Source organism: Psychromonas ingrahamii 37 (assembly GCF_000015285.1).
GTDB lineage: Bacteria > Pseudomonadota > Gammaproteobacteria > Enterobacterales > Psychromonadaceae > Psychromonas > Psychromonas ingrahamii.
The window spans coordinates 3,999,145-4,023,023 of record NC_008709.1; the positions used below are offsets into that span (position 1 = coordinate 3,999,145).

Annotated in this window: 20 protein-coding genes and 1 pseudogene; 5 read left to right on the plus strand and 16 right to left on the minus strand. The window is 42.8% G+C overall.

Annotated features, from left to right (window positions below; translation table 11 throughout):
- Positions 1-1,055 precede the first annotated feature (1,055 nt).
- The 3 genes and pseudogenes from PING_RS21935 to PING_RS16715 all read right to left on the minus strand — a co-directional run.
- Positions 1,056-2,183: pseudogene (locus tag PING_RS21935) on the minus strand (N-acetylmuramoyl-L-alanine amidase); the annotation flags it as partial.
- Positions 2,180-2,638, minus strand: a complete 459-nt coding sequence (gene tsaE / locus PING_RS16710) for a tRNA (adenosine(37)-N6)-threonylcarbamoyltransferase complex ATPase subunit type 1 TsaE (protein ID WP_011771481.1) — start codon at positions 2,636-2,638, stop codon at positions 2,180-2,182. The gene tsaE and the pseudogene PING_RS21935, both read right to left, overlap by 4 nt.
- On the minus strand, positions 2,632-4,140 hold the full coding sequence (locus PING_RS16715; RefSeq protein ID WP_011771482.1) for a bifunctional ADP-dependent NAD(P)H-hydrate dehydratase/NAD(P)H-hydrate epimerase: 1,509 nt from the start codon (positions 4,138-4,140) through the stop codon (positions 2,632-2,634). Before PING_RS16715 ends, tsaE begins: the two co-directional genes overlap by 7 nt.
- 31 nt (positions 4,141-4,171) lie before the next feature.
- Between PING_RS16715 and queG the strand changes: the two genes are divergently transcribed.
- From queG to PING_RS16735, 4 genes are all read left to right on the plus strand, one after another.
- A complete protein-coding gene (queG, locus tag PING_RS16720) occupies positions 4,172-5,332 on the plus strand; it encodes a tRNA epoxyqueuosine(34) reductase QueG (protein WP_011771483.1) in 1,161 nt (386 codons plus the stop codon).
- 121 nt (positions 5,333-5,453) lie between these two features.
- A complete protein-coding gene (locus tag PING_RS16725) occupies positions 5,454-5,783 on the plus strand; it encodes an antibiotic biosynthesis monooxygenase family protein (protein ID WP_011771484.1) in 330 nt (109 codons plus the stop codon).
- Between the two features lie 112 nt (positions 5,784-5,895).
- Positions 5,896-6,303: a DUF2750 domain-containing protein gene (locus PING_RS16730; RefSeq protein WP_011771485.1), complete on the plus strand. Its 408-nt coding sequence runs from the start codon at positions 5,896-5,898 to the stop codon at positions 6,301-6,303.
- Positions 6,304-6,912: 609 nt separating this feature from the next.
- Positions 6,913-7,818 (plus strand): LysR family transcriptional regulator, encoded by a 906-nt coding sequence (locus PING_RS16735; protein ID WP_011771486.1) that lies wholly within the window; start codon positions 6,913-6,915, stop codon positions 7,816-7,818.
- A gap of 387 nt (positions 7,819-8,205) precedes the next feature.
- On the opposite strand, the gene PING_RS21515 is transcribed toward PING_RS16735, so the two are convergent.
- From PING_RS21515 to PING_RS16780, 10 genes are all read right to left on the minus strand, one after another.
- Positions 8,206-10,455: an ice-binding family protein gene (locus PING_RS21515; RefSeq protein WP_011771487.1), complete on the minus strand. Its 2,250-nt coding sequence runs from the start codon at positions 10,453-10,455 to the stop codon at positions 8,206-8,208.
- 1,280 nt (positions 10,456-11,735) lie between these two features.
- A complete protein-coding gene (locus tag PING_RS21520; protein WP_011771488.1) occupies positions 11,736-12,986 on the minus strand; it encodes a ferredoxin-type 4Fe-4S protein in 1,251 nt (416 codons plus the stop codon).
- Positions 12,987-13,385: 399 nt separating this feature from the next.
- The gene (locus PING_RS20760; RefSeq protein ID WP_157035392.1) at positions 13,386-13,523 is read right to left on the minus strand and encodes a hypothetical protein; all 138 of its coding nucleotides are present in this window, start codon (positions 13,521-13,523) and stop codon (positions 13,386-13,388) included.
- Between the two features lie 139 nt (positions 13,524-13,662).
- Complete coding sequence (locus PING_RS19620; RefSeq protein WP_011771489.1) at positions 13,663-15,096, minus strand: ice-binding family protein; 1,434 nt, start codon at positions 15,094-15,096, stop codon at positions 13,663-13,665.
- A 399-nt stretch (positions 15,097-15,495) separates the two neighbouring features.
- On the minus strand, positions 15,496-15,633 hold the full coding sequence (locus PING_RS20765) for a hypothetical protein (RefSeq protein WP_157035392.1): 138 nt from the start codon (positions 15,631-15,633) through the stop codon (positions 15,496-15,498).
- 142 nt (positions 15,634-15,775) lie between these two features.
- Positions 15,776-17,200 carry an ice-binding family protein gene (locus tag PING_RS19625; protein WP_011771490.1) on the minus strand — a complete coding sequence of 475 codons (1,425 nt, stop codon included), beginning with the start codon at positions 17,198-17,200 and terminating at the stop codon, positions 15,776-15,778.
- 26 nt (positions 17,201-17,226) lie between these two features.
- Positions 17,227-17,808 carry a PilW family protein gene (locus PING_RS16765; protein WP_011771491.1) on the minus strand — a complete coding sequence of 194 codons (582 nt, stop codon included), beginning with the start codon at positions 17,806-17,808 and terminating at the stop codon, positions 17,227-17,229.
- A gap of 1 nt (position 17,809) precedes the next feature.
- Entirely contained in the window at positions 17,810-18,226 is a 417-nt protein-coding gene (locus PING_RS16770; protein ID WP_011771492.1) for a type IV pilus modification PilV family protein, read from the minus strand.
- Positions 18,223-18,681, minus strand: a complete 459-nt coding sequence (locus PING_RS16775) for a GspH/FimT family protein (RefSeq protein WP_011771493.1) — start codon at positions 18,679-18,681, stop codon at positions 18,223-18,225. The genes PING_RS16770 and PING_RS16775 overlap by 4 nt, the downstream gene beginning before the upstream one ends.
- A 1-nt stretch (position 18,682) precedes the next feature.
- Positions 18,683-19,093, minus strand: a complete 411-nt coding sequence (locus PING_RS16780; protein WP_157035394.1) for a type IV pilin protein — start codon at positions 19,091-19,093, stop codon at positions 18,683-18,685.
- A gap of 727 nt (positions 19,094-19,820) precedes the next feature.
- Between PING_RS16780 and PING_RS16785 the strand changes: the two genes are divergently transcribed.
- On the plus strand, positions 19,821-21,191 hold the full coding sequence (locus PING_RS16785) for an L-serine ammonia-lyase (protein ID WP_011771495.1): 1,371 nt from the start codon (positions 19,821-19,823) through the stop codon (positions 21,189-21,191).
- 95 nt (positions 21,192-21,286) lie between these two features.
- On the opposite strand, the gene PING_RS16790 is transcribed toward PING_RS16785, so the two are convergent.
- The 3 genes from PING_RS16790 to PING_RS16800 form a co-directional block, all read right to left on the minus strand.
- Positions 21,287-21,697, minus strand: a complete 411-nt coding sequence (locus PING_RS16790) for an FKBP-type peptidyl-prolyl cis-trans isomerase (protein WP_049753041.1) — start codon at positions 21,695-21,697, stop codon at positions 21,287-21,289.
- A gap of 262 nt (positions 21,698-21,959) precedes the next feature.
- The gene (locus PING_RS16795) at positions 21,960-22,433 is read right to left on the minus strand and encodes a LabA-like NYN domain-containing protein (RefSeq protein WP_011771497.1); all 474 of its coding nucleotides are present in this window, start codon (positions 22,431-22,433) and stop codon (positions 21,960-21,962) included.
- Positions 22,434-22,542: 109 nt separating this feature from the next.
- A complete protein-coding gene (locus PING_RS16800) occupies positions 22,543-23,832 on the minus strand; it encodes a DEAD/DEAH box helicase (protein ID WP_011771498.1) in 1,290 nt (429 codons plus the stop codon).
- Between the last annotated feature and the right edge of the window lie 47 nt (positions 23,833-23,879).

A 23,879-nucleotide genomic window follows, 5' to 3' on the forward strand; every position in this document is an offset into this window, starting at 1 on the left:
CCAATAAAAACGGTGCTGGAACTTAGTCCATTATAGGCTTTTAATCGTGCGCTAGAAGTGTCATAACCTTGCGCTATCACCGACAGCGACTCTCCCACTTTAACCTTATGCAGTTGCTCTTTTATAACATAATCAGGTAATGGTATTTTCATCTGTTGGCCAATAAAAACAGTGCTGGAACTTAGCCCGTTATACGCTTTTAATCGTATACTAGAAGTGTCATAACGCTGCGCTATCACCGATAGCGACTCCCCCGCTTCAACCTTATGTACACGCACGACTAACGGTATAGAGGCGACATAATCGCTTCTTGGAATTTGCAGAACCTGACCTATCAATAATGAACTTGAGTTCAGCTTGTTGTAGGCTTTTAAGTTATCTGAAGTGACCCCATAACGCTCGGCAATGACCGACAGAGACTCGCCGCTGCTGACCTTATGTGAACTTGGTCTAACCGGTATCACCTCATTATCTCCCGGTATCTTTATTTTTTGCCCTATCGCAAGCGTCATTGAAGATAAATTGTTAAAGCTTTTAAGGGTTTGCGTTGTTGTGCCGTATTGCTCTGCAATCACAGACAAAGCCTCGCCACCACGGACCCTGTGAACACTCGCAGCTAGCACAACCGGCACGTCAAGATCAGCGCTGGGAATTTTTACTTTTTGTCCGATCGCAAGTGTCATTGAAGGCAAATTATTAAAGCTTTTAAGGGTTTGTGTTGTTGTACCGTATTGCTCCGCAATCACAGACAACGACTCGCCACTGCGAACCCGGTGAACACGTGCCGACGGCTCGGTACGAAGAAACTGTTTAGGCGCTTCCGGGGTGACAGCCAACTTGTAGTTGGGCGGTATATTTAATACCTGATCAACGAGCAGAGAGTTTGACCCTAAATGATTATATGCTTTCAAGTGGCTCAAGCTTACGCTATAACGTTCAGACAGTATTGATAAGGATTCGCCACTGCGGACCGTATGTTTAATAACACGTTTTTTTTGCGCAAATAATGTGTTTTGCGGAGGAGATTGAATAAAATGTTTATAAATGCCGTTAAACACCGCATTGGTAATTTTGTTTTGATGCGAGGCTTGATTTAACAACTTCTCTTCAGTGCGGTTAGTAATAAAACCGGCTTCCACTAAGATAGAAGGTATATCAGGGGATTTTAACACCGCGAGGCTGGCATGAACGGGTGCCGCCTGGTGCAAAGGGGTCACTTTTTTTAATTCATTAACAACCCGGTAACCGACCTTAAAACCAACTGCCATGGAGTTACCCATGGACATATCTAAAACCATTTTTTGCAGATAAGGCCGGTTGCTAGAACCCTGCATCATTTTACCCGCCCCCCCGATCAACTCAGAATGTGCTTCATTATTTTCCATCCAGCGGCCCTGTTCTGTGGTCGCTCTTCTTTTTGATAAGACTAAAACCGATGCGCCTCGAGGGCGAGCAGAGGTAAATCCATCTGCATGAATAGACACCAAAAAATCAGCCTCACCTTTACGTGCAATGGCCGTGCGTTGATGCAAACCAACAAAATAATCACCTTCACGAATCAAAAAAGCGCTCATCCCAACTTGTTGATTAATTTTTTTCAGTAAGCGTTTAGCTATCTGTAGGGTGATTTTTTTTTCATGACTATAGCGGCCCGATGCACCGGGATCATCCCCCCCATGCCCGGCATCAATCGCAATAATAATATTGCGCCCTTGCGCTGGTTGTTTTGGTTTGGTGACGATTATCGTGCTGAGTTGATTATGCGGCAAGTCAATAACCAGACGGTGACCGTAAGGCTTAGCCTTCGGCAAAACGAACATTTTAGCCTGACTGGCTTTATTCAAATCGACTACGATCCGATAGCTGCTTTTAGATATGCTGGCACTTTCACGAAGATTATTAACCAATGGACCTTTGTGCTTAATTTTGGTTAAATTAACGTCCGTTGAGGTTGACTGAAGATCGATAACCAGTCGATCCGGGTATTTTAAATAATGCGTTTTATAGCTGGGTTTATGCAAAAATTCTAAAACAACACGAGTATTATCCGGAGAAGGCCAAGTGCGCACCTCATTTAATTGGTTTGTTGGAACTGCCGTTGCCATTGCAACAGTTAACATACCCTGTATAAGCAGCACAGACAAAAAAACCAAGCGCATAAAAAACCGTGTTGTTAATTTCATAATTTATTTAAAACCTGCTGTCCAACTTCTGTATTAGCCTGTAACTCGACGATTCTTTGCTGATCGACATAGCGTAATGTTAAGTCGATATCAGGAGAGGGTAAAATCCCCTCTCCTCGCTCAGGCCATTCAACTAAACAATGGCTTGTTGCAGTAAAATAATCACGAATCCCCATAAATTCTAACTCTTCGGGATCTCCCAAACGGTATAAATCAAAATGATACACTTGCCAGTCTGCCAATTCATAGGGTTCAACTAACGTATAAGTCGGGCTTTTTACATGCCCTATATGCCCGAGTCCTTGAATAAAACCGCGGGTTAATGTGGTTTTACCCGCCCCCAAGTCTCCGTGTAAATAGATACAGACAGGTTGTTTGCAAGCGGCGCTTAAACGCCCGCCGAAAGCAACGGTTTGTTCGGCATTAAGTAACTCTTCTTTAAAAAAATTTAACATGATGGATTAACTAATTTCCTAATATAAGAGAACAGATCACTGGCTAATAATCCACGTTCACCTTGTCGCGCAGCAAGGTCAGCTGCATCCCCGTGGATACAGACCGCAAGCCTTGCAGCATCAAGCGAATTTAAACCTTGCGCTAACAGGCCGCCTATAATACCAGAAAGCACATCACCCATGCCACCACTTGCCATACCAGGATTGCCGACATTTGCGACAAATATTTTATTTCCATCACAAATTAAGGTTCCAGCTCCCTTTAAAATCACAATTCCACCATAAATGGCTTGTAACCGGCGCACGGCACTAAAGCGATCCATTTCAATTTCAGCAATAGATACGCCTAATAATTTAGCCGCTTCACCGGGGTGGGGTGTTAAAATCCAATTATCTTTATAAGCCGCTTTCCGAGCTAATAAAGTTAATGCATCGGCGTCCACCACGCAGTTTAACTCACTGCTTATTACCCTGTCGAATAACCCCTGTGCCCAATCATCAAACCCCAGCCCAGGTCCTATGACCAGTGTACTGGGCCAATCACCAAACGGATCCTGCTGAGCGGTATTTTCAGAAAAATTTTGCAGCATCAGTTCCGGACGCCCGGCAATAACAGCGCTTTGATTATCGAACCGGGTAAGTACTTTAACTAATCCCGATCCGCTGCGCAGTGCAGATTCTGCCGCTAAACGTACCGCACCAGGCATACCAAAATTACCACCGATCACTAAGGTTTTTCCAAATTGGCCTTTATGGCTGCTGCGTCGACGTTTTTTTAATAAATGAGTCAGATCTTGATAGGACACTCGTGTGCTGTCACTGACCGCTAAATCTCCAAACTGCTTGCTAATACCTAAATCTGAAAAATACAGTTGTCCGCAATGCTCCGCCGCAGCGCCGGTCAATAAACCCGGCTTTAAACCCACAAAGGTAATAGTTGCATCGGCTTTTATCGCCACCGCGTTTACTGCACCGCTATCGGCATTAAGGCCCGATGGAATATCAACACTCAAAACGGGTTTACCAGCCTGATTGATTTTATCAATTAAGGATTTAAATTCAGGACGCATTGTGCCCGAGAGCCCCGTCCCCAATAGGGCATCAACAATAACATCTGCACCGGCAATATTTGCCTGTGCAGTATTTTCTATTTTACCTTGCCCTTGTTGCCATGTTTTTTTGGCCCGTTGCGCCTCATTAGACAAATGGGTAGGCTCCCCGATTTGGCAAAGCTGCACATCGAGTCCCGCATTTTTAGCCATACCGGCAAAAATGTAACCATCGCCGCCATTATTACCACAACCGGTAAAAACCAGTACTTTTATGGCATTCGGAAAACGCACTTTAAAAACCTGATAACAAGCCTGTCCAGCGGATTTCATCAGGTCATAAAGGGTCATTCCGGCTAATTCTGCAGCAGCGCCTTCAAATTCTTTGATCTGCTGAGCACGATATAAAGAATGTGGTAAACTGCTGGCAGTTTTTATCTGATCGTTAAGCATATCGATCATCCTCTGAGAGTTAAGTATTAAAATGATAAATCAAAAAAATTTAATTGACCCCACTGAAACACTCGATTTATTAAGTTTATCTCAAAATATCAAATTATGGGGTAAAGAGCTCGGTTTTCAGAAGGTAGGTATCTCAGATATTGATCTAAAAGACCAGGAAAGTAAATTACAGTCGTGGTTGGATAACAATTACCACGGCGAAATGGAGTATATGAGCAAGCATGGTATGAAACGTGCCCGCCCTGATGAACTGCTCCCCGGCACGTTAAGGGTAATTTCCGTGCGCATGGATTATTTACCGGATAATGCCCAATTTGCCAGTACATTAAAAAACAAAGATAACGCTTATATCAGTCGTTATGCACTTGGCCGGGATTACCACAAAGTGCTGCGCAAAAGACTTAAAAAGCTGGGGCAAAAAATTGAATTAGAAGTCGGGCAATTGGGTTACCGTCCTTTTGTTGACAGCGCGCCAATATTGGAACGTCCCCTTGCTGCAAAAGCAGGATTAGGCTGGGTTGGCAAACACTCACTTTTGCTTGATGCCAAGGCTGGCTCCTGGTTTTTTATCGGCGAACTGCTGGTCGATTTACCTTTACCCGTTGATCAACCCGTCGAAAATAAATGTGGAAAATGTGTTGCCTGTTTGACTATCTGCCCGACACAGGCGATCGTTGCACCCTATGTGGTTGATGGACGCCGCTGTATCTCCTACTTGACCATCGAACTGCAGGGGCCCATTCCGGTTGAATTTCGCAAAGCCATTGGTAACCGTATCTACGGTTGTGATGATTGCCAACTGATTTGTCCCTGGAACCGTTTTGCCGATACCACCGAGGAAAGTGATTATCAGGTTCGTCAGCAGCTGGAAAACAAATCCTTATTAGAATTATTTAATTGGACTGAAGATGAGTTTCTAACCTATAGCGAAGGCTCCCCCATTCGCCGTATTGGTTATCAGCGCTGGCTGCGTAATATAAGCGTGGCATTAGGTAATGCGCCAGCCAGTGAGGCAATAGTTGATACGTTAAAAAACAAACTCGCTTTAAATCTCTCTGAGATGTTAAATGAGCATCTGCAATGGGCACTTGACCAACACCAGGGTCAAATCCCGGTATTTAATGAGCGCCTTAAAAAACGTTTAATTAATAGCGTTGAAAAAGGTCTGCCCAGAGATGCATAATGATTAGGGTTAAATATAAAAAAATACTGTCTAAGTTAACGCGTTAGCGTGCTTCCTATTGACATAAACCTAATTTTCGAAAAAGCTTGTAGATAACTATCACAATAACATTGGAGAGATTATGATCTATGTACTTTTTCGCTGGGACCTTAAAGCTGGGACCGAGCAATCTTTTAAAGAGGGCTGGACAGAAATAATTCATCGCAATATCGAAAAACACGGTGCCCTTGGATCGCGTTTGCATAAAACCAAAGACAATCAGTGGATATCTTATAGCAAGTGGCTCAGCGAAGTACATTTTAAGCGCGCACAAACGATACATGATCAGCACGAAGAGGCACGTATTAAAATGGTCAGTGCAATCACCAAAACCTATCCACCGATAGTGATGGTGCCGGTTTTAGATAATGCAGTCGTTATAGATCCCGCGCAGCCGCAGTCGCATTTATAAAATGACCATGCCCTGCCAAATGATGAGGCTATATGACGTTGCAAATAACACCCATAAACTAAATTTTTGACCATAAGACAAAGGTTTTTAGCCATTAAACAGGACATTTAAAATGAGTAACGTGTTAGATATACAGCAGATTCAAAAAATTCAACAATATGATGCGCAGCAGCGTTACGACTATTTACTTAAAGAAGTCATTAATAATGGGCAAATTTGGTTACTGGTTGATGAGCATGGTTGCGTAATGCTAAATACCGAAGAAGAAGACTGTGTGCCGGTTTGGCCGAATAAAGAATTTGCCGAATCCTGGGCGACTGAAGAATGGTCACACTGCAAACCAGAATCTATTTCTCTGGCAAAATGGCATAGTCGTTGGACACATGGTCTGGAGGGAGATGAACTCGCCATTGTGGTTTTTCCAAATCAGAATAATGAAGGATTGATTTTCTTCCCCGACGAGTTTGATTATGAACTGCAGCAGCAGGCGAAAAAAACACGCGCTAAAAAACGTCATTAACAATCTGTTATAAAGAAACCCGATAATCTGAGCGGGTTTCTTTAATCACTTAACGCTTTAATATCCATCACCCCGTATAAGTTTGCCCCTATTATGACCAACACATACTCTCCCTGAAAGGCTAATAATACCAAACGCATTAAGAAAGTGATCCAATTTACTATTTAAAATTGATCATAAATTTAATGGCTGTCTTATTTGAACGCCAACCATGACAACAAACGCATAGCTCGTAGGGTGCATTCTATGCACCGATTGTCGCTGCCCGCGGTGCATAGAATGCACCCTACCGATAACACCATATCAAATACATTCATAAAATAATCAGATTTACTATTCAAAGTCATACCGACGGCTTTGTGAGCATAAATTTTTCCTTTAAAGCAACTGATCATAAATTTAATGCTTTGGTATAACTGAGCTTATCTGCTGATAATATATTTAATTGCACCGCCTTTCCACGCTCTATCACTTTCCACTAATTGCACGTTCTTCAAGTATAAGGATTGATTCTTATTTAATAAGCGCTAAAATCCAATCCATCTGTTCAAATTAGTTGAACAATAAACTTCTTCCCAACTACTTCTTACCCACTAAAAGGAGCCTACTATGCAGCGGTCAACCATCACCCTTGAAGCCATCACAGTATTAGATGCAATTGAAAAACGCGGCAGTTATGCCGCTGCGGCAGAGCAGCTTAATAAGGTTCCCTCGGCACTCTCCTATATAGTGCAAAAATTAGAAGATCAGCTGCAGGTCACCATCTTCCAAAAACAGGGCAGGCGTTCAGTACTCACCCCGGCGGGTAAAAACCTGCTTAACGAGGGACGCGTGATCCTTGAAGCCGTTGAGCGACTCACCGTCAAAACGCAAACCATCGCCAATGGCTGGGAGCCCAAGTTAAATATTGCGATCGATTCTATTTTACAAACTACGGTTATTTTTTCTGTGGTTAACGATTTTTTAACGGCCTGTCCAAATGTGGAAATGGACATCAGCGAAGAGATTTTAAACGGTGCCTGGGAGGCATTAGCGGAGGATAAAATAGATATGATTATCGGTGTTCCGGGGCCGGCTCCCAAACAGAAAGGCATACAAACGCTGCATCTCTGTGATTTTGAACCTGTTTTTGCCGTCAGTCCAACTCACCCCTTAGCCAAACAAGCGCAGCCCTTAAGCAATGCATTGATTGCCGAGTACCGTGCGGTGGTTGCCCACGATACGGCGCGCAACTGGATAGCGCAGACGCAATCGGTGATCAGTGAAGATAAGTATTTTTATGTGCCCAGTATGGACTATAAAATCAGGGCGCAAATAGCGGGTATCGGTTGCGGGTTTTTACCCCGTTGTCGTATTCAGGAATTTTTACAAAACGGCCAGTTGCTTGAATTGCAGATAACCCCCACCCGGCCTGCGGTTCCCTTATATTTAGCCTGGAAAGTGGTTAATCAGGGTAAAGCCTTAAAAATGCTTCGTGAGATGCTGATAGCCAATAAAGCATTGATTAAATGTTAACAAGGCCTGATCACAGGCCTTGTTAATTTACACTTAGCTGCTGGTATTATTAAGATTAGCAGCCGTTAACCCGTCGTCATATTACCCACCGCATCAATTGCAGTAGTAACAGTCTTTGAATCAGTTATCGTCGAGTTTCCCATAAACTTGTTATTGTTAGTATTCCAGGTCTGCTCCGTAGTAACCGTAGTAAAGTTAGAAAAATGAGTGGCATGGTTGTTGTGTTAAATTGTCTAAAGTACAAACCTATTCAGGTACTGCGCGCCAGTAACTATTTAATGGCTTTATTGTTTATTACTTTTATTGGGCAAAAAAAATGGCCTAACTATAACAGTCGACCATTTACCCTGAGAAATTGCACGTATTACGGTGCGTAATTACGGCTAATTAATTGAGTGTCTCCAGATAAGTGAAGACAGCATCTGAATTTTCGCAAGTGACTGGACTACCTGCACTATCGACCCCGATGCTACCGATACTAATGAGGCCCGTTGCATACAAGTGACCACAACTAACCGATGAAGTCGCCGCGGTAATGGGTCCCCCTACAAATGCGGTGCCACGGAAAGAGGTGCGAGCACCCATGGTGAGCGCAGTGCCTACATTCCAAATGATAGTAGCGGTATCGGTGTCATCCAAAGAAGTGTCAGCAACGAGATCGAGCGCAGTGCCTACATTCCAAATGATAGTAGCGGTATCGCCTTTATCCAAACCAATTATCTTGATATTAGTCGAATCACTAACCTTCAGCGCCCCACTAAGGTTAATAACCCAAACATGGTCCTCATTATCAGTAAACTTATCCGCATCAAAGGTAATGGTTGAGCTTGCAGTTATACTCAGGGCACTGTCTTCTTCCCATACACCAGGCGCTAACGTGCGTGTTCCCATAGTGGGAGGTGGTAATTGTCCATTAGAAGGGGATAGCACGAGGTCAGATAAAGCGGACTGTGTCTCCGTTATCAGCGTTATCATTTCTGTCATATTACCAGCATTATGTATATCGCCCGCTTCAACATAGTCATCTGAGTTGGCATCCTCAGCTAAAACGCCATTCGTCGAAGCGCCCGCGCTCAAGGTGATGGCTGCGCCAGCATAGACCGCCTGGACATCACCATTCGCGTATACGGTAATGGCGGCTCCGGCATGGATGTTTTGGGCAATAGCGTTAGCACCTATGGTCACATAATCGCCAGCATAGATGTTTTCAACGGTAGACGGATTAGCTGTGCTCACATAACCGCCAGCATAGATGTTGTGAACTACAGAATTATCATAGATACTAACGTACCCTTGTGCAGCGAGATCACCGTTTACTGTGGAGTTTGCGGCTATACTTATATAGCCACCGGCTATTGCAGCATAGGATTGAAACGGGGATATAAACGGGGATATATCAAGATCATCGCCGCAGTAGACCCTGTAGTCCTCAGCTTCCAAAGTCTCCACGGTACCGGGATTTTCCGGATAGTAATAATAAATAGCACAGTATGAGGCTGGTTCGCCAAGACCTTGATCGTAATGTATGTCCCCACCTCCGGAAATATCAACAACTTCTCCACGTAGCGCTCCCATAATATTTCCATTGCCATTGTAAGCAATGGTTCCCAAAGGCGCATAAAGGTTCATATAAATCTCGCCGTTACCACTAAGCGTCACCGCATCATAAGTGTTATTAGAGGAGTATACTGTTAACGGGGCTTTGCCATGAGCACTGACAGACTGATCGGAAAAAATATCAGAGCCTGTCTCAATATCCATCTTTCCTTCGATAAAGATAGTTAATGAACTATTATCTGCGAGAGTAAATATTGTGTTTTTTGTGGTCATATTATTTTTTATATAAAGGGTTACATCACCCGTTATTACCACTTCTTTTTGCGCCCCCTGCCCGGTATTAAAGTTATTAAAAACGTAAACGTTTTTACTTTGACCTAAAACATCGAGTGCTACAGGAGCAACCCCTCCAGCAGCATTCACACCGTCAAAACTAGTATATGTACTTGTAGCATAATCATTAGGAGTGATGGTCACCTGAGTTGCCATATCAGCTATTTCACCAGTAATACCAAGCGGATTACATTCACCAAGCTCTGCCCTTGATATTACGCTGTAATAATCTTCCGGTACCCCAGTTACACTACCAGAAGCCGTAACATACCCTGCAATAGATCCATTTCCGCTAAAAGTAGCATTCCCTTCGATAACAGTTACATCGCCTTCAATGGATCCATTTCCCGACACATTTACACTCTCACAAGCAATGATTGCATCTCCTTCTGGACTTTTTATTACTGCTTTTAAATGAGCAGTGGCACCGCCAAATTTTCCTGTACTTACCAAGGCAAAAAGATTATTGCCATAAGAATCGAGTGAACTAAAAGAGTAATCTTTATCTTCATCAGACGCAAAATCGTTTAAGTCGCTAAGCATCTGCTCAGTTGTACCTCCCGACTTAATATCGTCAAAACCTTTAAAAATACCTTTTTCTGCAGCCAACCGCGCATTGATTTCTTTTTGTTGATTGCCGGCCATCCGTTCTTGCAGACTATTAGTTTTGAGTTGCGAAAATGCCAGCATAGTTGTGATGGTCGTAATAATAAGCACGGATACCAGTACAAATCCTTTTTGTTTCATACTTCCCTCTTTAATTTTTTAGATTCAAATAACAGGCACATAACTTGAATAGGGATAAAAATACTTGGCTAATTATTTTTATCCGGCAATGGATACAACAATAAAAAATAGACAAATCAGATAAAAAATTGATCTGTAAATGACCATGTCATATTTAGGCTGTAAATTAAACACAATATAATCAAAAAAAATAAAATAAAATAAAATATTAATATGAGCCAATCAAGGTTCAGCAGAAATCTTTCTTATAATACAAATCAATATGATTATTATATTAAGCAAGATCAACAATCAGTAGAACAGCACAAATTAAAGTCATTAACATAAGAAAAATGATTCAAAAATCTATGCATAACACGTATAAAAAGAAAGACTTAACTATCGTACCGTAAAGATAATCAAGCAAAAAGAAAGACTTGCCCATTACACCGTAAAGATAAGCAAGCAAAAAAAGGATTTATAAAGAGACCTATAACTCGATTCCACCGTTTTTAATTTTAAAAATGGCATAAAAATTTTTCGGATTTTAATATCAATAAGATATCTTTATGGTTCAGATGGAAGATAAAAGACTATTTTTTAAAAATAAAAATTATGTCACAATTTGAATTTCAAACAAGTAAAATTGCATGTCAAAGATGCAATAAAAAAACGCCGGAATCGAAATTAAGTATTAATAAGCGCCACAAGTTATTGAAGTAGAATTTATGATGGGGAGATTGATTTGTTAGCAGCGTTTAAAGATGCACTGTTAACAATCACAGCAGAGAATGGTAACGAACTTGCCTACCATTAATAGATGATAATACCAAAAGCGTTAAGTTTATAAGCACTTGCTTCAAAGGCAAAATATACGCTCACAAAGCCGTCAGGATGAATTTGAATAGCAAATCTGATCATTTAATTATTTCTTTTAGTATTATGTTATCGGTAGAGTGCATTCTATACACCGCAAGCAGCGGTAATCGGTGCGCGGAGCACACCCTGGGGGCTTTATTAATACGTTCGGTATAACGTTAGGCATCAGGTAGAGCAGGTAAAAAATACTCTGCTAAAGGAAATGAGGAAATCTGATCATTAATTAAAGCTTTAAAAGGCCCGATAACATGCCTTTTAAATTTGCGCTAGTCTGCTTTATATTATTAGCAAAAATTTCGGAAGTCTTTAACCCTATACATTTTAACTGCTTAAAAATATAGAAAATGTCACAGCTTATTGATTTTACGGCTTAAGGTTAAAAACTGTCCGTCGTAATCAGCGTCTCCAGCGTAATTTTAGTATTACCCGGCAGCCAAGGCTGCAGCAGCATCCGCCGCTACTTGTGCTAATACCGCCGCTGCCGTCTCTACTCTCAATACTTCTGCCGCCGCTGCCGCTGCTGCTGTTTCCGCATTTTTCGCAGTTAACGCATCTGCTACCGCCGCATTATACAATACTAACGCTGCCGCTACATCAGCTACCCGATCAGCTTTAGCCACTGCATCTGTTATTCCAGCTATCTCTATTGCCGCCGCTGCCGCTGTGACTACCGCATTATGTGCCGCCAATGCCGCTACATCAACAGCCACCGCTGCTGCCGTTGCCGCTATATGGACAGCTTTCCATGGCGCTGCTGCGGCGATTGCCGCTGCCGTCACTATCGCAAGCGTCGCGATTTTCTCTGCATCCGTCGCGTTTGCTGCCTCCGCTACCGCCAAGGCAGTCGCGACTGTAACTGCTACGGTTTGCGCTGCATACGCGACTCCTGCCCATCTTGTCTCCGCTCCCGCGGCATACGCGGTGCAACGAGTCATTCTGGCTGCCTGGTAGGCTACCTCTGCTGTTGCTATCGTCGCCTCTCCCGCTGTTAGCCCCGCTATTCGTACTGCCTCCGATGCCGCTAAAGCGACAGCAGTGGATGCTGCCAATGCGGCTGTTTCAACAGCTATCCTTGCCTCCTCTGCCGCTCCTTTATATTCGCTGTATTGGTCGTCAAAGCTACGCTGAACATATCCACAGAATGGCTCGGCTGCTACCACTGCACTGACTCCGCAGTATTCACTATATCCGCTGTCTAACGCAGCAACTGCGGTATCTTGTTGCGGGTAGTAATAATAAATAGAGCAGTATGAGACCGTTTTTCCCAAGCCGCCAGGACCATCAATGGTTTTAATGACCGCTTTTAAATAAGCAGTCGCACCGCTAAATTCGCCTTTACTTACCAAGGTAATAATTGTTGCCTCAGGCGAAGCACCATTATTATCTGAAGGAAAAGAATAAGACTCCCGAGCAGACAAATCAACCTTTCCAGAGTCAATCAGTGCACTGATGATCTGATCATTTGTCTGGCCAAGGTCACTTTGAACTTTTATATCGTTAAAAGCCTTAAAAATACCTTTTTCCGCAGCAAGCCGCGCACTGATTTCTTTTTGCTGATTACCCGCAACCCGCTCCTGCAGACGATTATCACTGAGTTGAGCAAATGCCAACATAGCGCTAATAGTAGTAATTATAAGTATGGGTACCAGTACAAAACCTTTGTGCTTTATCATCTTTTTTCCTGTTCTTTTTGAACTTATTATTTGGCCAAATCCAATAATATTTTTTGCCGTAGTGCTAAAGTGAACGTCAGCCCATCAGATAACGAAGCAGGCATCCCCTCTATTTTTATTGTTACTGTTAAACCGTTAACATCTTAATCCGGCACCGTCCGAGGAATAAGTGGCAGTGATAGTGATAGTGATAGTGATAGTGCGAATAGTATACTTATAACGCCTAAAAAAGAATCTAAATAATAAGCCGCCAGCCAAATTAATCACTGAACAGGGGGTCGCCTGACGTCTTAATGGGCATCGGCTTTAGGTTAAAGCGGCGCATTAATGAAAGGTTAAAGACCCACGGCAAGATCATTATAAATCAGCTGTGAATTGAATTTTTTAGCAAAGTGAGGATCAAATCGCTATCCCGGCTATCTCTATTGCCGCCGCTGTCACTGCCGCATTATGTGCCGCCGCTGCCGCTATTGCGACCGCCTTTACCGGTAGAAAAATGGGTGGCATGGTTGTTGTGTTAAATTGTCTAAAGTACAAACCTATTCAGGTACTGCGCACCAGTAACTATTTAATGGCTTTATTGTTTATTACTTTTATTGGGCAAAAAAAATGGCCGGGCTATAACAACCGACTATTTACTCTGAGAAATTGCACCTATTACGGTGCGTAATGATGGCTAATTCATGAGTGCCCCCAGATAAGTGAAGACGGCATCATAATTTTCGCAAGTGACTGCATTACCTGCACTATCGACTCCAATGCTACCGATACTAATGGCGGCCGTTGCATACAAGTGACCACAACTAACCGATGAAGTCCCCCCGGTAACGGCGCCCTTTACAAATGCGGTGCCACGGAAAGAGGTGCCTGCACCCATGGTGAGTGCAGCGCCTACATTCCAAATGATAGTAGCAGTATCGGTGTCATCTAAACCAATTACCTCGAAATTAGTCGACGCACCCACCGTCAGCGCATCACTAAGGTTAATAACCCAAACATGGTCCTCATTATTAGTAGACACATCCGCATCAAAGGTAATGGTTGAGCTTGCAGCTATAGTCACGGCACTGCCTTCCCATACGCCAGGCGCTAAGGTGCTTGTACCTATATTGGTAAGTAATGGTCCATTTTCAGGGGATGGCTCGAGGGCAAATAAAGCAGACTGTGTGTCCATTATCAGCGCGATCATCTCTGTCATATTACCAGCATTATGTATATCGCCCGCTTCAACATAGTCATCTGAGTTGGCATCCTCGGCTAAAACGCCATTCGTCGAAGCGTTCGCGCCCAGAGTGATGTCTCCGCCAGCATAGACCGCCTGGACATCACCATCCGCGCCTACGGTAATGGCCGCTCCGGCATGGATATTTTGGGCAATAGCGTCAGCCCCGATACTCGCGGCAGCACCTGAAAAGATATTTTCAACGCTAGAAAGAGCACCTGTGCTAACGGCAGCGCCTGCATAAATGTTGTGAACTTCAGCGTTAGCCCCTATAGCAAGTGCCGCTTGTGCAGCGAGATCTCCATTTACTGTGGAGCTTGCGGCTATACTCATCGCAGCACCCGATATTGCAGCATAGGATTGAAACGGGGATATATGAACGGCTCCGCAGTATTCACTGTATCCACTTTCCAGCCCAGCAACGGTGGTATCTTGTTCCGGATAGTAATAATAAATAGAGCAGTATGAGACCACTTTTCCCAAGCCACCAGGATCATCAATGGTTTTAATGACCGCTTTTAAATAAGCAGTGGCACCGCCAAATTCACCTTTACTGACCAAGGTAATAATTGTTGCCTCAGGCGAGGCACCATTATTATCTGAAGGAAAGGAATAAGACTCCCGAGCAGACAAATCAACCTTTCCAGAGTCAATCAGTCCGCCTATAATCTCAGCATTTGTCATCCCAAGGTCACCTTGAACTTTTATATCGTTAAAAGCCTTAAAAATACCTTTTTCCGCAGCAAGCCGCGCACTGATTTCTTTTTGCTGATTACCCGCAACCCGCTCCTGCAGACGATTATCACTGAGTTGAGAAAATGCCAACATAGCGCTAATAGTAGTAATTATAAGTATGGGTATCAGTACAAAACCTTTGTGCTTTTTCATATATTTTCTGGTTCTCTTTGAACTTATTATTGAGCCAAATCCAATAATATTTTTTGCCGTAGTGCTAAAGTGAACGTCAGCCCCCCATCATCAAGTAACGAAGCGGGCATTCCTTCTATTTTCATTGTCACTGTTAAACCGTTAACATCTTAATCCGGCACCGTCCGAGGAATAAGTGGCAGTGATAGTTATAGTTATAGTGCGAATAGTATACTGATAACGCCTAAAAAAGAATCTAAATAATAAGCCGCCAGCCAAATTAATCACTGAACAGGGGGTCGCCTGACGTCTTAATGGGCATCGGCTTCAGGTTAAAGCAGCGCATTAATGAAAGGTTAAAGACCCACGGCAAGATCATTATAAATCAGCTGTGAATTGAATTTTTTAGCAAAGTGAGGATCAAATCGCTATCCCGGCTATCTCTATTGCCGCCGCTGTCACTGCCGCATTATGTGCCGCCGCTGCCGCTATTGCGACCGCCTTTACCGGTAGAAAAATGGGTGGCATGGTTGTTGTGTTAAATTGTCTAAAGTACAAACCTATTCAGGTACTGCGCACCAGTAACTATTTAATGGTTTTATTGTTTATTACTTTTATTGGGCAAAAAAATGGCCGGGCTATAACAACCGACCATTTACTCTGAGAAATTGCACCTATTACGGTGCATAATGATGGCTAATTAATTGAGTGCCCCCAGATAAGTGAAGACGGCATCATAATTTTCGCAAGTGACTGCATTACCTGCACTATCGACACCAATGCTACCGATACTAATGAGGCCCCTTGCATACAAGTTACCACAACTAACCGATGAAGTCGCCGCGGTAATGGGCCCCACTACAAATGCGGTACCACGGAAAGAGGTGCCTGCACCCATGGTGAGTGCAGCGCCTACATTCCAAATGATAGTAGCGGTATCGGTGTCATCCAAACCAATTATCTCGAAATTAGTCGACGCACCCACCGTTAGCGCATCACTAAGATTAATAACCCAAACGTGGTCCTCATTATCAGTAGACACATCCGCATCAAAGGTAATGGTTGAGCTTGCAGTTATACTCAGGGCACTGCCTTCCCACACACCAGGCGCTAACATGCGTGTTCCCATAGTGGTAGGTAATGGTCCATTTTCAGGGGATGGCTCGAGGGCAAATAAAGCGGACTGTGTGTCCACTATCAGCGCCATCATGTCTGTCATATTACCAGCATTATGTATATCGCCCGCTTCAACATAGTCATCTGAGTTGGCATCCTCGGCTAAAACGCCATTCGTCGAAGCGTTCGCGCCCAAGGTGATGGCTGCGCCAGCATAGACCGCCTGGACATCACCATCCGCGCCTACGGTAATGGCGGCTCCGGCATAGATATTTTGGGCAATAGCGTTAGCTGCGATAGTAGTGGCATCACCTGAAAAGGTGTTTTCAACGATAGACCCATCACCTGTGGTCACAGCAGCGCCAGCATAGATGTTGTGAACTACAGAATTAGCACCGATAGTAACGTACCCTTGTGCAGCGAGGTCTCCATTTACTGTGGAGTTTGCGGCTATAGTTATATAGTCACCCGATATTGCAGCATAGGATTTAAACGGGGATATCTCGCCGCAGTATTCACTGTATCCGCTGTCTAACGCAGCAACGGCAGTATCTTGTTGAGGGTAGTAATAATAAATAGAACAGTATGAGACCGTTTTTCCCAAGCCGCTAGGACCATCAATGATTTTAATGACCGCTTTTAAATAAGCAGTCGCACCGCTAAATTCGCCTTTACTTACCAAGGTAATAATTGTTGCCTCAGGCGAGGCACCATTATTATCTGAAGGAAAGGAATAAGACTCCCGAGCAGACAAATCAACCTTTCCAGAGTCAATCAGTGCACTGATGATCTGATCATTTGTCTGGCCGAGGTCACTTTGAACTTTGATATCGTTAAAAGCCTTAAAAATACCTTTTTCCGCAGCAAGCCGCGCACTGATTTCTTTTTGCTGATTACCCGCAACCCGCTCCTGCAGACGATTATCACTGAGTTGAGAAAATGCCAACATAGCGCTAATAGTAGTAATTATAAGTATGGGTATCAGTACAAAACCTTTGTGCTTTTTCATATATTTTCCGGTTCTTTTTGAACTTATTATTGAGCCAAATCCAATAATATTTTTTGCCGTAGTGCTAAAGTGAACGTCAGCCCATCAGATAACGAAGCAGGCATCCCCTCTATTTTTATTGTTACTGTTAAACCATTAACAGTGCCACTAGCATCGCTAATAGTTGTGAAATTTAAGCTTTGAATATCTAATGCAATCAACTCCGCAGCACTACCAGTACCTATGCCATCATCATCACAATATAATCCGGTACCGTCCGAGGAATAAGTATCAGTAGCAGCAGAAGCAATAGCGTTTCCCAAACAACTGTATATCTGCCCCGTCGGAGGCGGGTTATAAGTAACTGTCAGTTCGTCATTGGCTCCGTTAATGCTGACACTATCAGCCTGATAAACAGAACGTGACATTAAATAAAACGTCCCCCGTAATGACTCCTGTGCAGTTGCCAAACTCTGAGCAGTGGTCATGCTGCCTTTTAATGAGCTGTACAGTGCAGTGCAGGCAAAAATCAGGGTTAAACTAATCACCATAGCAACCAGCAGTTCAATCAGCGAAAACCCGACTTGCTGTGCTTTTTTTTTGTTGAAATTCAAATTATTAGTCTGCATCCTATGGAGCCCCGCAATTATCATCAGGGAATTTCACGTTTAGGGTTAAGGTACTATTGGAAGTAACATGATCCGCGAAGCGCGGATCTGTCCAAGAAATTTTTACTGTTGTCTCCTGTGCATATGAAGCAGGCGGGTAACCTTCATAGGTAATCATGCCCGCTGCGCTTATTTCATCTTTCCAAGGATTGATAATACCCGCATAGGTACCGGAAGATGCGCTTTGTGTATAACATCCTGCCCACACTGCATCCACAAAATTGTTAGCCCGGATTGTCGCGACCGTATAGTCAAAACTCGACTGCGATGACTTTAGAATATACAACTCCATCTTTGCAAGCCCGAGTAGCGCCACGCCGGTGATAAACATAGACACCAGCACTTCAAATAAGGTAAATCCTTTTTCAGCTATTTTCATGGACAGGCCTCGTCGGTTAATTGGCTTTGTCCGCTGGATAACACCGATAAACAACTGCTTTTTCCATCGAGTCCTTCAACCAAAAATGTTACACCACCGCCAGATAATGCCCCCATTCCCTTGACCGTCACAGCAACACCAGTGACAGTGATGCTGTCATGGGGTTTTTTGCTGACCAAAAGCACAGTGCCACTGCTGTCAGTCACCTGCCAGCCATTGACCCACCCCCCCGTTTTTGGCTTCAGGGTCATTGAACTCGAGGTTTTAATAGCTTCATTGCGCGCAAAGCGGTAGGCGTTATACAGTTCATTGCTGGCGATGGCAAAACGCTCATTGGCCATAAAAGTACGATAGCTAGGGACGGCGATTGAGGATAAAATAATAATGATCGCAAGAGTAATTAACAATTCCAGTAAGGTCATGCCCTGTGAATTTTTTGTTGAAGAAAATTTCATCTTAATTCCAACAATCCGCAGGCGTGGTAGCACCTGCCTGATCAATAGTCATCTCACCACACTCATCACCGTCGTTTACAAATCCAGTGATAGGCGTTGCGAAAAGTTTAAATGTTGATGAACTACGCTCTGATGGAACAGGCGAAGGAGTAATAGTATAAACATCGGGGCTATCAACAGCTGCGATCACAGCAGTGTCTGTGGGAACCGTTAAGGCTGTAGGGTACCCTCCCTGACGCGCACTGGTTCGCTCAAACTCTTGTGCAATTTTAGTTAAGGCAAGTTGTGCGGCAGTTCGGTTAGCGGTGCGGATATGCTCTTGGTAGGAGGGTACAACAATAGCAGTCAAGATCCCGATAATTGCGATCACAATCAATAATTCAATGAGCGTAAAACCTTTATTTTTTTTCATAAAAGAAACCATTCTGTTACATTAAAGAGGTGCTTTAAATTACCTTATTTCGGATGTTATTCTAGATGTCTTCCGAAATAAGATTATGCCGGAGTCTGCTAAGAATAGTCATATTCCATTAAAATTTACGGATTTCATTATATTCGTCTAAGTGTAATATCCAAAATCACTTAAAGTACATAACGAATTACCAAAACAAACTAACATACTGATTTTTATTATGAAAAATAAATTAATTATCTTAAGTTAGATTACTTCACAAAGCACGGAATAGTGTCTCTTGACAGTGTTTGGGTATAAGCATGCAGCCCCATTTTATTGGAGACCATATTGTAATTTAAAGGGTTAAAACGGGACTAACAGTACATAAAGAAAAAGCAAAAATAAGAAGGAAATTCCATTCAACACCTTAACAAGGGTAATTTAACTGAGATCACTTCTACATCATAACCAAGTAAATGTCAAGCAATTAGAATTAAATCATAACAGTTAAAACCCAGTTATAGAAGTTAAATGTTATAAAAACAAGGTGAATTTTATCCGTTATAGAGCGCCTTAAATTTGTTCGAAGGTCATTGTCTGCGCCACTAATATTGAAAAATAAGGGCTGTGATAGGCGTATCATTAAAATAGATTCGCTATTATTTACGCTTTAATGCATATTCGAAGCGCGTTTTGATTTACTACAAAACAATCTTTTTATGCAACAATCATTAGGAATTCCCTTATGCTTTCAATTTTTGACATCTATAAAATCGGTATTGGCCCGTCAAGCTCACACACTAATGGTCCTATGATTGCAGGTTATCAGTTTACTTTATTACTCAAAGACAGTCTGCCTTTGGTAAATGAAATTAAGGTAGATCTGTTTGGATCTTTAGCGTTGACAGGTAAAGGCCACCATACTGACAAGGCGGTATTATTAGGTTTATTAGGATTTCAGCCCGAAACGATTAAAGTAAAAAGTGCGAATCAACTTATTGAAAAAGTGAAAAAAACATTAAAAATGCCACTTTCGAATGAAAAATTAATCGACTTTGATCCTGAAGAACAAATTAAATTCCATTTTGAAAATCTTCCTCTGCACGAGAATGGTATGTCGATCAGTGCTTTTGATATTAACGGGGCCATGCTGTGCAGTGAAACCTATTATTCTATTGGTGGCGGATTTATTAAAACAGCGGCAGAATTAACCAGTGGTGACGCCCCGAATAAAATTAAACTGCCTTTTGAATTTCATTCTGCGCAGGAGTTATTAAACAAAGCAGAGCAACAAGGTTTAAGTATTGGCGGCTTAGTACAGAAAAATGAATTAGCTTTTCGCAGCCAAAAAGAGATAGATAAAAAAACCGATCAACTTTGGAAAGTAATGTGTTTGTGTTTACAACGCGGTTTGCAAACCGAAGGCATACTTGAAGGAGGATTAAACGTCACACGGCGTGCACCGGCGTTATTAAAAACACTGGAAGCGAACCAGGCAACCGATAGCGATCCGATGACTATTATTGATTGGGTTAACCTCTTTGCTTTCGCCGTCAGTGAAGAAAATGCAGCTGGCGGTCAGGTAGTTACATCGCCAACCAACGGTGCTGCGGGTGTTATTCCAGCGGTCTTAACCTACTACCATAGATTTATCCATGAATTAGATACCAAACAATTAAAAGACTTCCTCGGTGTATCAGCGGCGATCGGCGTGCTTTATAAAATGAATGCCTCAATTTCTGGTGCCGAGGTCGGCTGTCAGGGAGAAATAGGGGTTTCATCATCGATGGCGGCAGCGGGTCTAACGGCTATTCGAGGCGGCAGTAATGAGCAAATCTGCATGGCAGCTGAAATTGCCATGGAACATTCGCTGGGCATGACCTGCGATCCGGTCGGTGGTTTAGTACAGATCCCCTGCATTGAACGTAATGCAATGGGGGCAATGAAAGCCATTAATGCGTCCCGTATGGCATTAAAACGCAACAGCAAATCAATTATCTCTTTAGATAATGTTATTGAGACTATGTATCAGACAGGCAAAGATATGCACAGAAACTACCGGGAAACATCACTGGGCGGGTTAGCGATGATTCACAGGGGCCCACCCTGTGAATAGTTTTAAATAGTTTTAAATAGTTTTCTGCATTAATAAAACGGTCACCTTGATAAGTTAATGGTGGCCGTTTTAGATTGTCGAAGTTATATTTAAAATTAGTTAATCGCAATTAACTCAACATCAAAAATCAATAATGAGCCCGCTGGGATTTTCCCTGTAGCACGGTTACCATAGGCTAAACGACTGGGAATATAAAAACGGAATTTATCACCTTCCACCATCAACTGTACTCCCTCAGTCCAACCGGGAATAACTTGATTCAAACCAAATGAAATTGGCGTACCGCGCTCCACCGAACTATCAAAAACAGTGCCGTTTATTAAACTGCCGTGGTAATGCACTTTTACCTCGCTATTAGCCGTTGGATGCACTTGACCAGCGCCTTTTTCTAATACCTTATATTGCAGACCAGAGGCTGTGCTGAAAATGCCATCTTCAGCTTCGTTAGCAGCCAGAAAGGCGGAGCCTATTTGAATATTTTTTGGTGCATTATTTCCGGCATTCATACGCTGAAAAACAAAAAATGCAGCCACTAAAAATACGATAAGAAGAATGATTTTTGACACAATAAAACCCTTTTAAATAATAAAAAATTAACTTTACTAAATTTGTCGGCAAAACGAAATATTTACTGATTTTATTTGCCCTATTGGATTTTAATTAATTATTTCATCTAAATCAAAACCCTTGCCGGTTAAACAAGCGAGCTTATTAGAAGCAAATAAATAACCATCAGCTGGGGCGTGAAGAGTCTACTTGGTATCAACCCTACAACAACAATTCACCCTCAATCGGGTGAAATACAGTAGATGCGTCAATCAATGCTTTGGCGGTTAATTTAGGCACGCCATAAGCTTCTGTTTTAACGCCGTAAGCCTGTTTCACTTTATCGAATAAAATCGCAAAATCGCCATCACCTGAAAGTAAAATAATAGTATCTACCTGCGGCGCGGTTTCCATAATATCGATGGTAATACCCACATCCCAATCACCTTTGGCGGTGCCATCACTGCGCTGAATAAAAGGTTTAAGTTTCACCTCAAAACCTAAGTGCGTTAATACATCTTGAAATTTCTTCTGCTGGTTATCCCCGCGCTCAATAGCATAGGCATAAGCGCTGACAATATCTCCCTGCTGCTCGAGCTGTTGCCATAATTTGCGGTAGTTAAACTGTTTCCCATAAGCCTGGCGGGTGGTGTAGTAAATATTTTGCACATCGGCAAATACAGCAATTTTATTCACGTGTTTGTATACCTTATCGAGTTGTTGCCCGGCGGTGTAAAAAACCGGCAAAAAAAAACCTTAATTACTTAAGGTTTTTTATCAAACTAATTTTTTAGCTTAGCAGTCACTATTTGCCGCTAACAAAATTGCTGCGTGCTGAGCGATGTTTTTTGTTAGCCGCTGTGTTGGCTGCAGAGCGTTGACCATCACGATGATCAGAATGTGGTTTTTTCGGCTTTTGAGGTTTAGGGTCACGACCATCTAAGACTGAAGGCGACAACGGCTCTCCCGGTTCAAAACCTGCAAGGATTTTACGCGGAATCACTTTTTTAATTAATTTTTCAATGTCTTTAAGCAGTTTAAACTCTTCATTACACACCAATGATAGCGCCTGTCCTTCGTTACCCGCACGACCCGTACGGCCTATTCGGTGGACATAATCTTCTGATACATGGGGTAAATCAAAATTAACAACCTGTGGTAATTGATCAATATCAATACCACGCGCGGCAATATCTGTTGCGACTAAAGCACGTACCTGACCTTCTTTAAATCCGGCTAAAGCTCTAGTGCGTGCTGCCTGGCTTTTGTTACCATGAATAGCAGCAGCAGTAATACCACGTCCCTCCAGGCTTTTGACCAAGCGGTTAGCGCCATGTTTTGTTTTTACAAAAACTAATACCTGTTGCCAGTCATTTTGTTTTATCAGGGTACTCAGGACAATTGATTTTTTAGTTTTATCGACTTCATAAACAGTCTGAGTCACATTTTCTGCAGTGGTATTACGCGGACTGACTGAAATTTCAACAGGGTTATTGACTAACCCTTTTGCCAGCCGGCGAATATCGGGGGAGAAGGTTGCGGAGAACAGTAAGTTCTGACGTTGTTTCGGCAATACGGCCAAAATACGTTTGATGTCGTGAATAAATCCCATATCCAGCATACGGTCGGCTTCATCTAATATTAAGACTTCTAATTGTTTAAAGCTCACTGCATTTTGGTTGTAAAGATCGATTAAACGACCTGGAGTAGCCACTAAGACATCAACACCCTGACGCAGGATTTGCATTTGCGGATTAATTTTCACCCCGCCAAAGACGACTGCGCTGCGTAATGGCATATTTTTACCGTAAGTTGCCACGCTGGCATGAACTTGGGCAGCCAGTTCACGCGTTGGTGTTAACACTAGTGCGCGCACCTGATTCGGTTTTGGACGGTTACCTTTTTCTAACAGGGTTAATAACGGCAGCGTAAAACCGGCGGTTTTACCTGTCCCCGTTTGTGCTGCGGCCATCACATCCTTGCCTTCTAATATGGCGGGAATGGCCTGAGCTTGAATCGGCGAAGGCTCTGTATAACCTTGCTCTTTGACCGCCTTAAGCAGCGAATCGGGTAAACCTAATAAATCAAAGCTCATAATTAATCTCTTGGTTGGAAAGTTGGAAAAGGGCGTAGCTTACAGTA

What these genes read in the sequence shown, in the direction of transcription:
- tsaE (WP_011771481.1), bottom strand. Translation starts at nt 2,638, where the DNA reads ATGTTAAATTTTTTTAAAGAAGAGTTACTTAATGCCGAACAAACCGTT.
- PING_RS16715 (WP_011771482.1), bottom strand. Translation starts at nt 4,140, where the DNA reads ATGCTTAACGATCAGATAAAAACTGCCAGCAGTTTACCACATTCTTTA.
- queG (WP_011771483.1), top strand. Translation starts at nt 4,172, where the DNA reads ATGATAAATCAAAAAAATTTAATTGACCCCACTGAAACACTCGATTTA.
- PING_RS16725 (WP_011771484.1), top strand. Translation starts at nt 5,454, where the DNA reads ATGATCTATGTACTTTTTCGCTGGGACCTTAAAGCTGGGACCGAGCAA.
- PING_RS16730 (WP_011771485.1), top strand. Translation starts at nt 5,896, where the DNA reads ATGAGTAACGTGTTAGATATACAGCAGATTCAAAAAATTCAACAATAT.
- PING_RS16735 (WP_011771486.1), top strand. Translation starts at nt 6,913, where the DNA reads ATGCAGCGGTCAACCATCACCCTTGAAGCCATCACAGTATTAGATGCA.
- PING_RS21515 (WP_011771487.1), bottom strand. Translation starts at nt 10,455, where the DNA reads ATGAAACAAAAAGGATTTGTACTGGTATCCGTGCTTATTATTACGACC.
- PING_RS21520 (WP_011771488.1), bottom strand. Translation starts at nt 12,986, where the DNA reads ATGATAAAGCACAAAGGTTTTGTACTGGTACCCATACTTATAATTACT.
- PING_RS19620 (WP_011771489.1), bottom strand. Translation starts at nt 15,096, where the DNA reads ATGAAAAAGCACAAAGGTTTTGTACTGATACCCATACTTATAATTACT.
- PING_RS19625 (WP_011771490.1), bottom strand. Translation starts at nt 17,200, where the DNA reads ATGAAAAAGCACAAAGGTTTTGTACTGATACCCATACTTATAATTACT.
- PING_RS16765 (WP_011771491.1), bottom strand. Translation starts at nt 17,808, where the DNA reads ATGCAGACTAATAATTTGAATTTCAACAAAAAAAAAGCACAGCAAGTC.
- PING_RS16770 (WP_011771492.1), bottom strand. Translation starts at nt 18,226, where the DNA reads ATGAAAATAGCTGAAAAAGGATTTACCTTATTTGAAGTGCTGGTGTCT.
- PING_RS16775 (WP_011771493.1), bottom strand. Translation starts at nt 18,681, where the DNA reads ATGAAATTTTCTTCAACAAAAAATTCACAGGGCATGACCTTACTGGAA.
- PING_RS16780 (WP_157035394.1), bottom strand. Translation starts at nt 19,093, where the DNA reads ATGAAAAAAAATAAAGGTTTTACGCTCATTGAATTATTGATTGTGATC.
- PING_RS16785 (WP_011771495.1), top strand. Translation starts at nt 19,821, where the DNA reads ATGCTTTCAATTTTTGACATCTATAAAATCGGTATTGGCCCGTCAAGC.
- PING_RS16790 (WP_049753041.1), bottom strand. Translation starts at nt 21,697, where the DNA reads ATGAATGCCGGAAATAATGCACCAAAAAATATTCAAATAGGCTCCGCC.
- PING_RS16800 (WP_011771498.1), bottom strand. Translation starts at nt 23,832, where the DNA reads ATGAGCTTTGATTTATTAGGTTTACCCGATTCGCTGCTTAAGGCGGTC.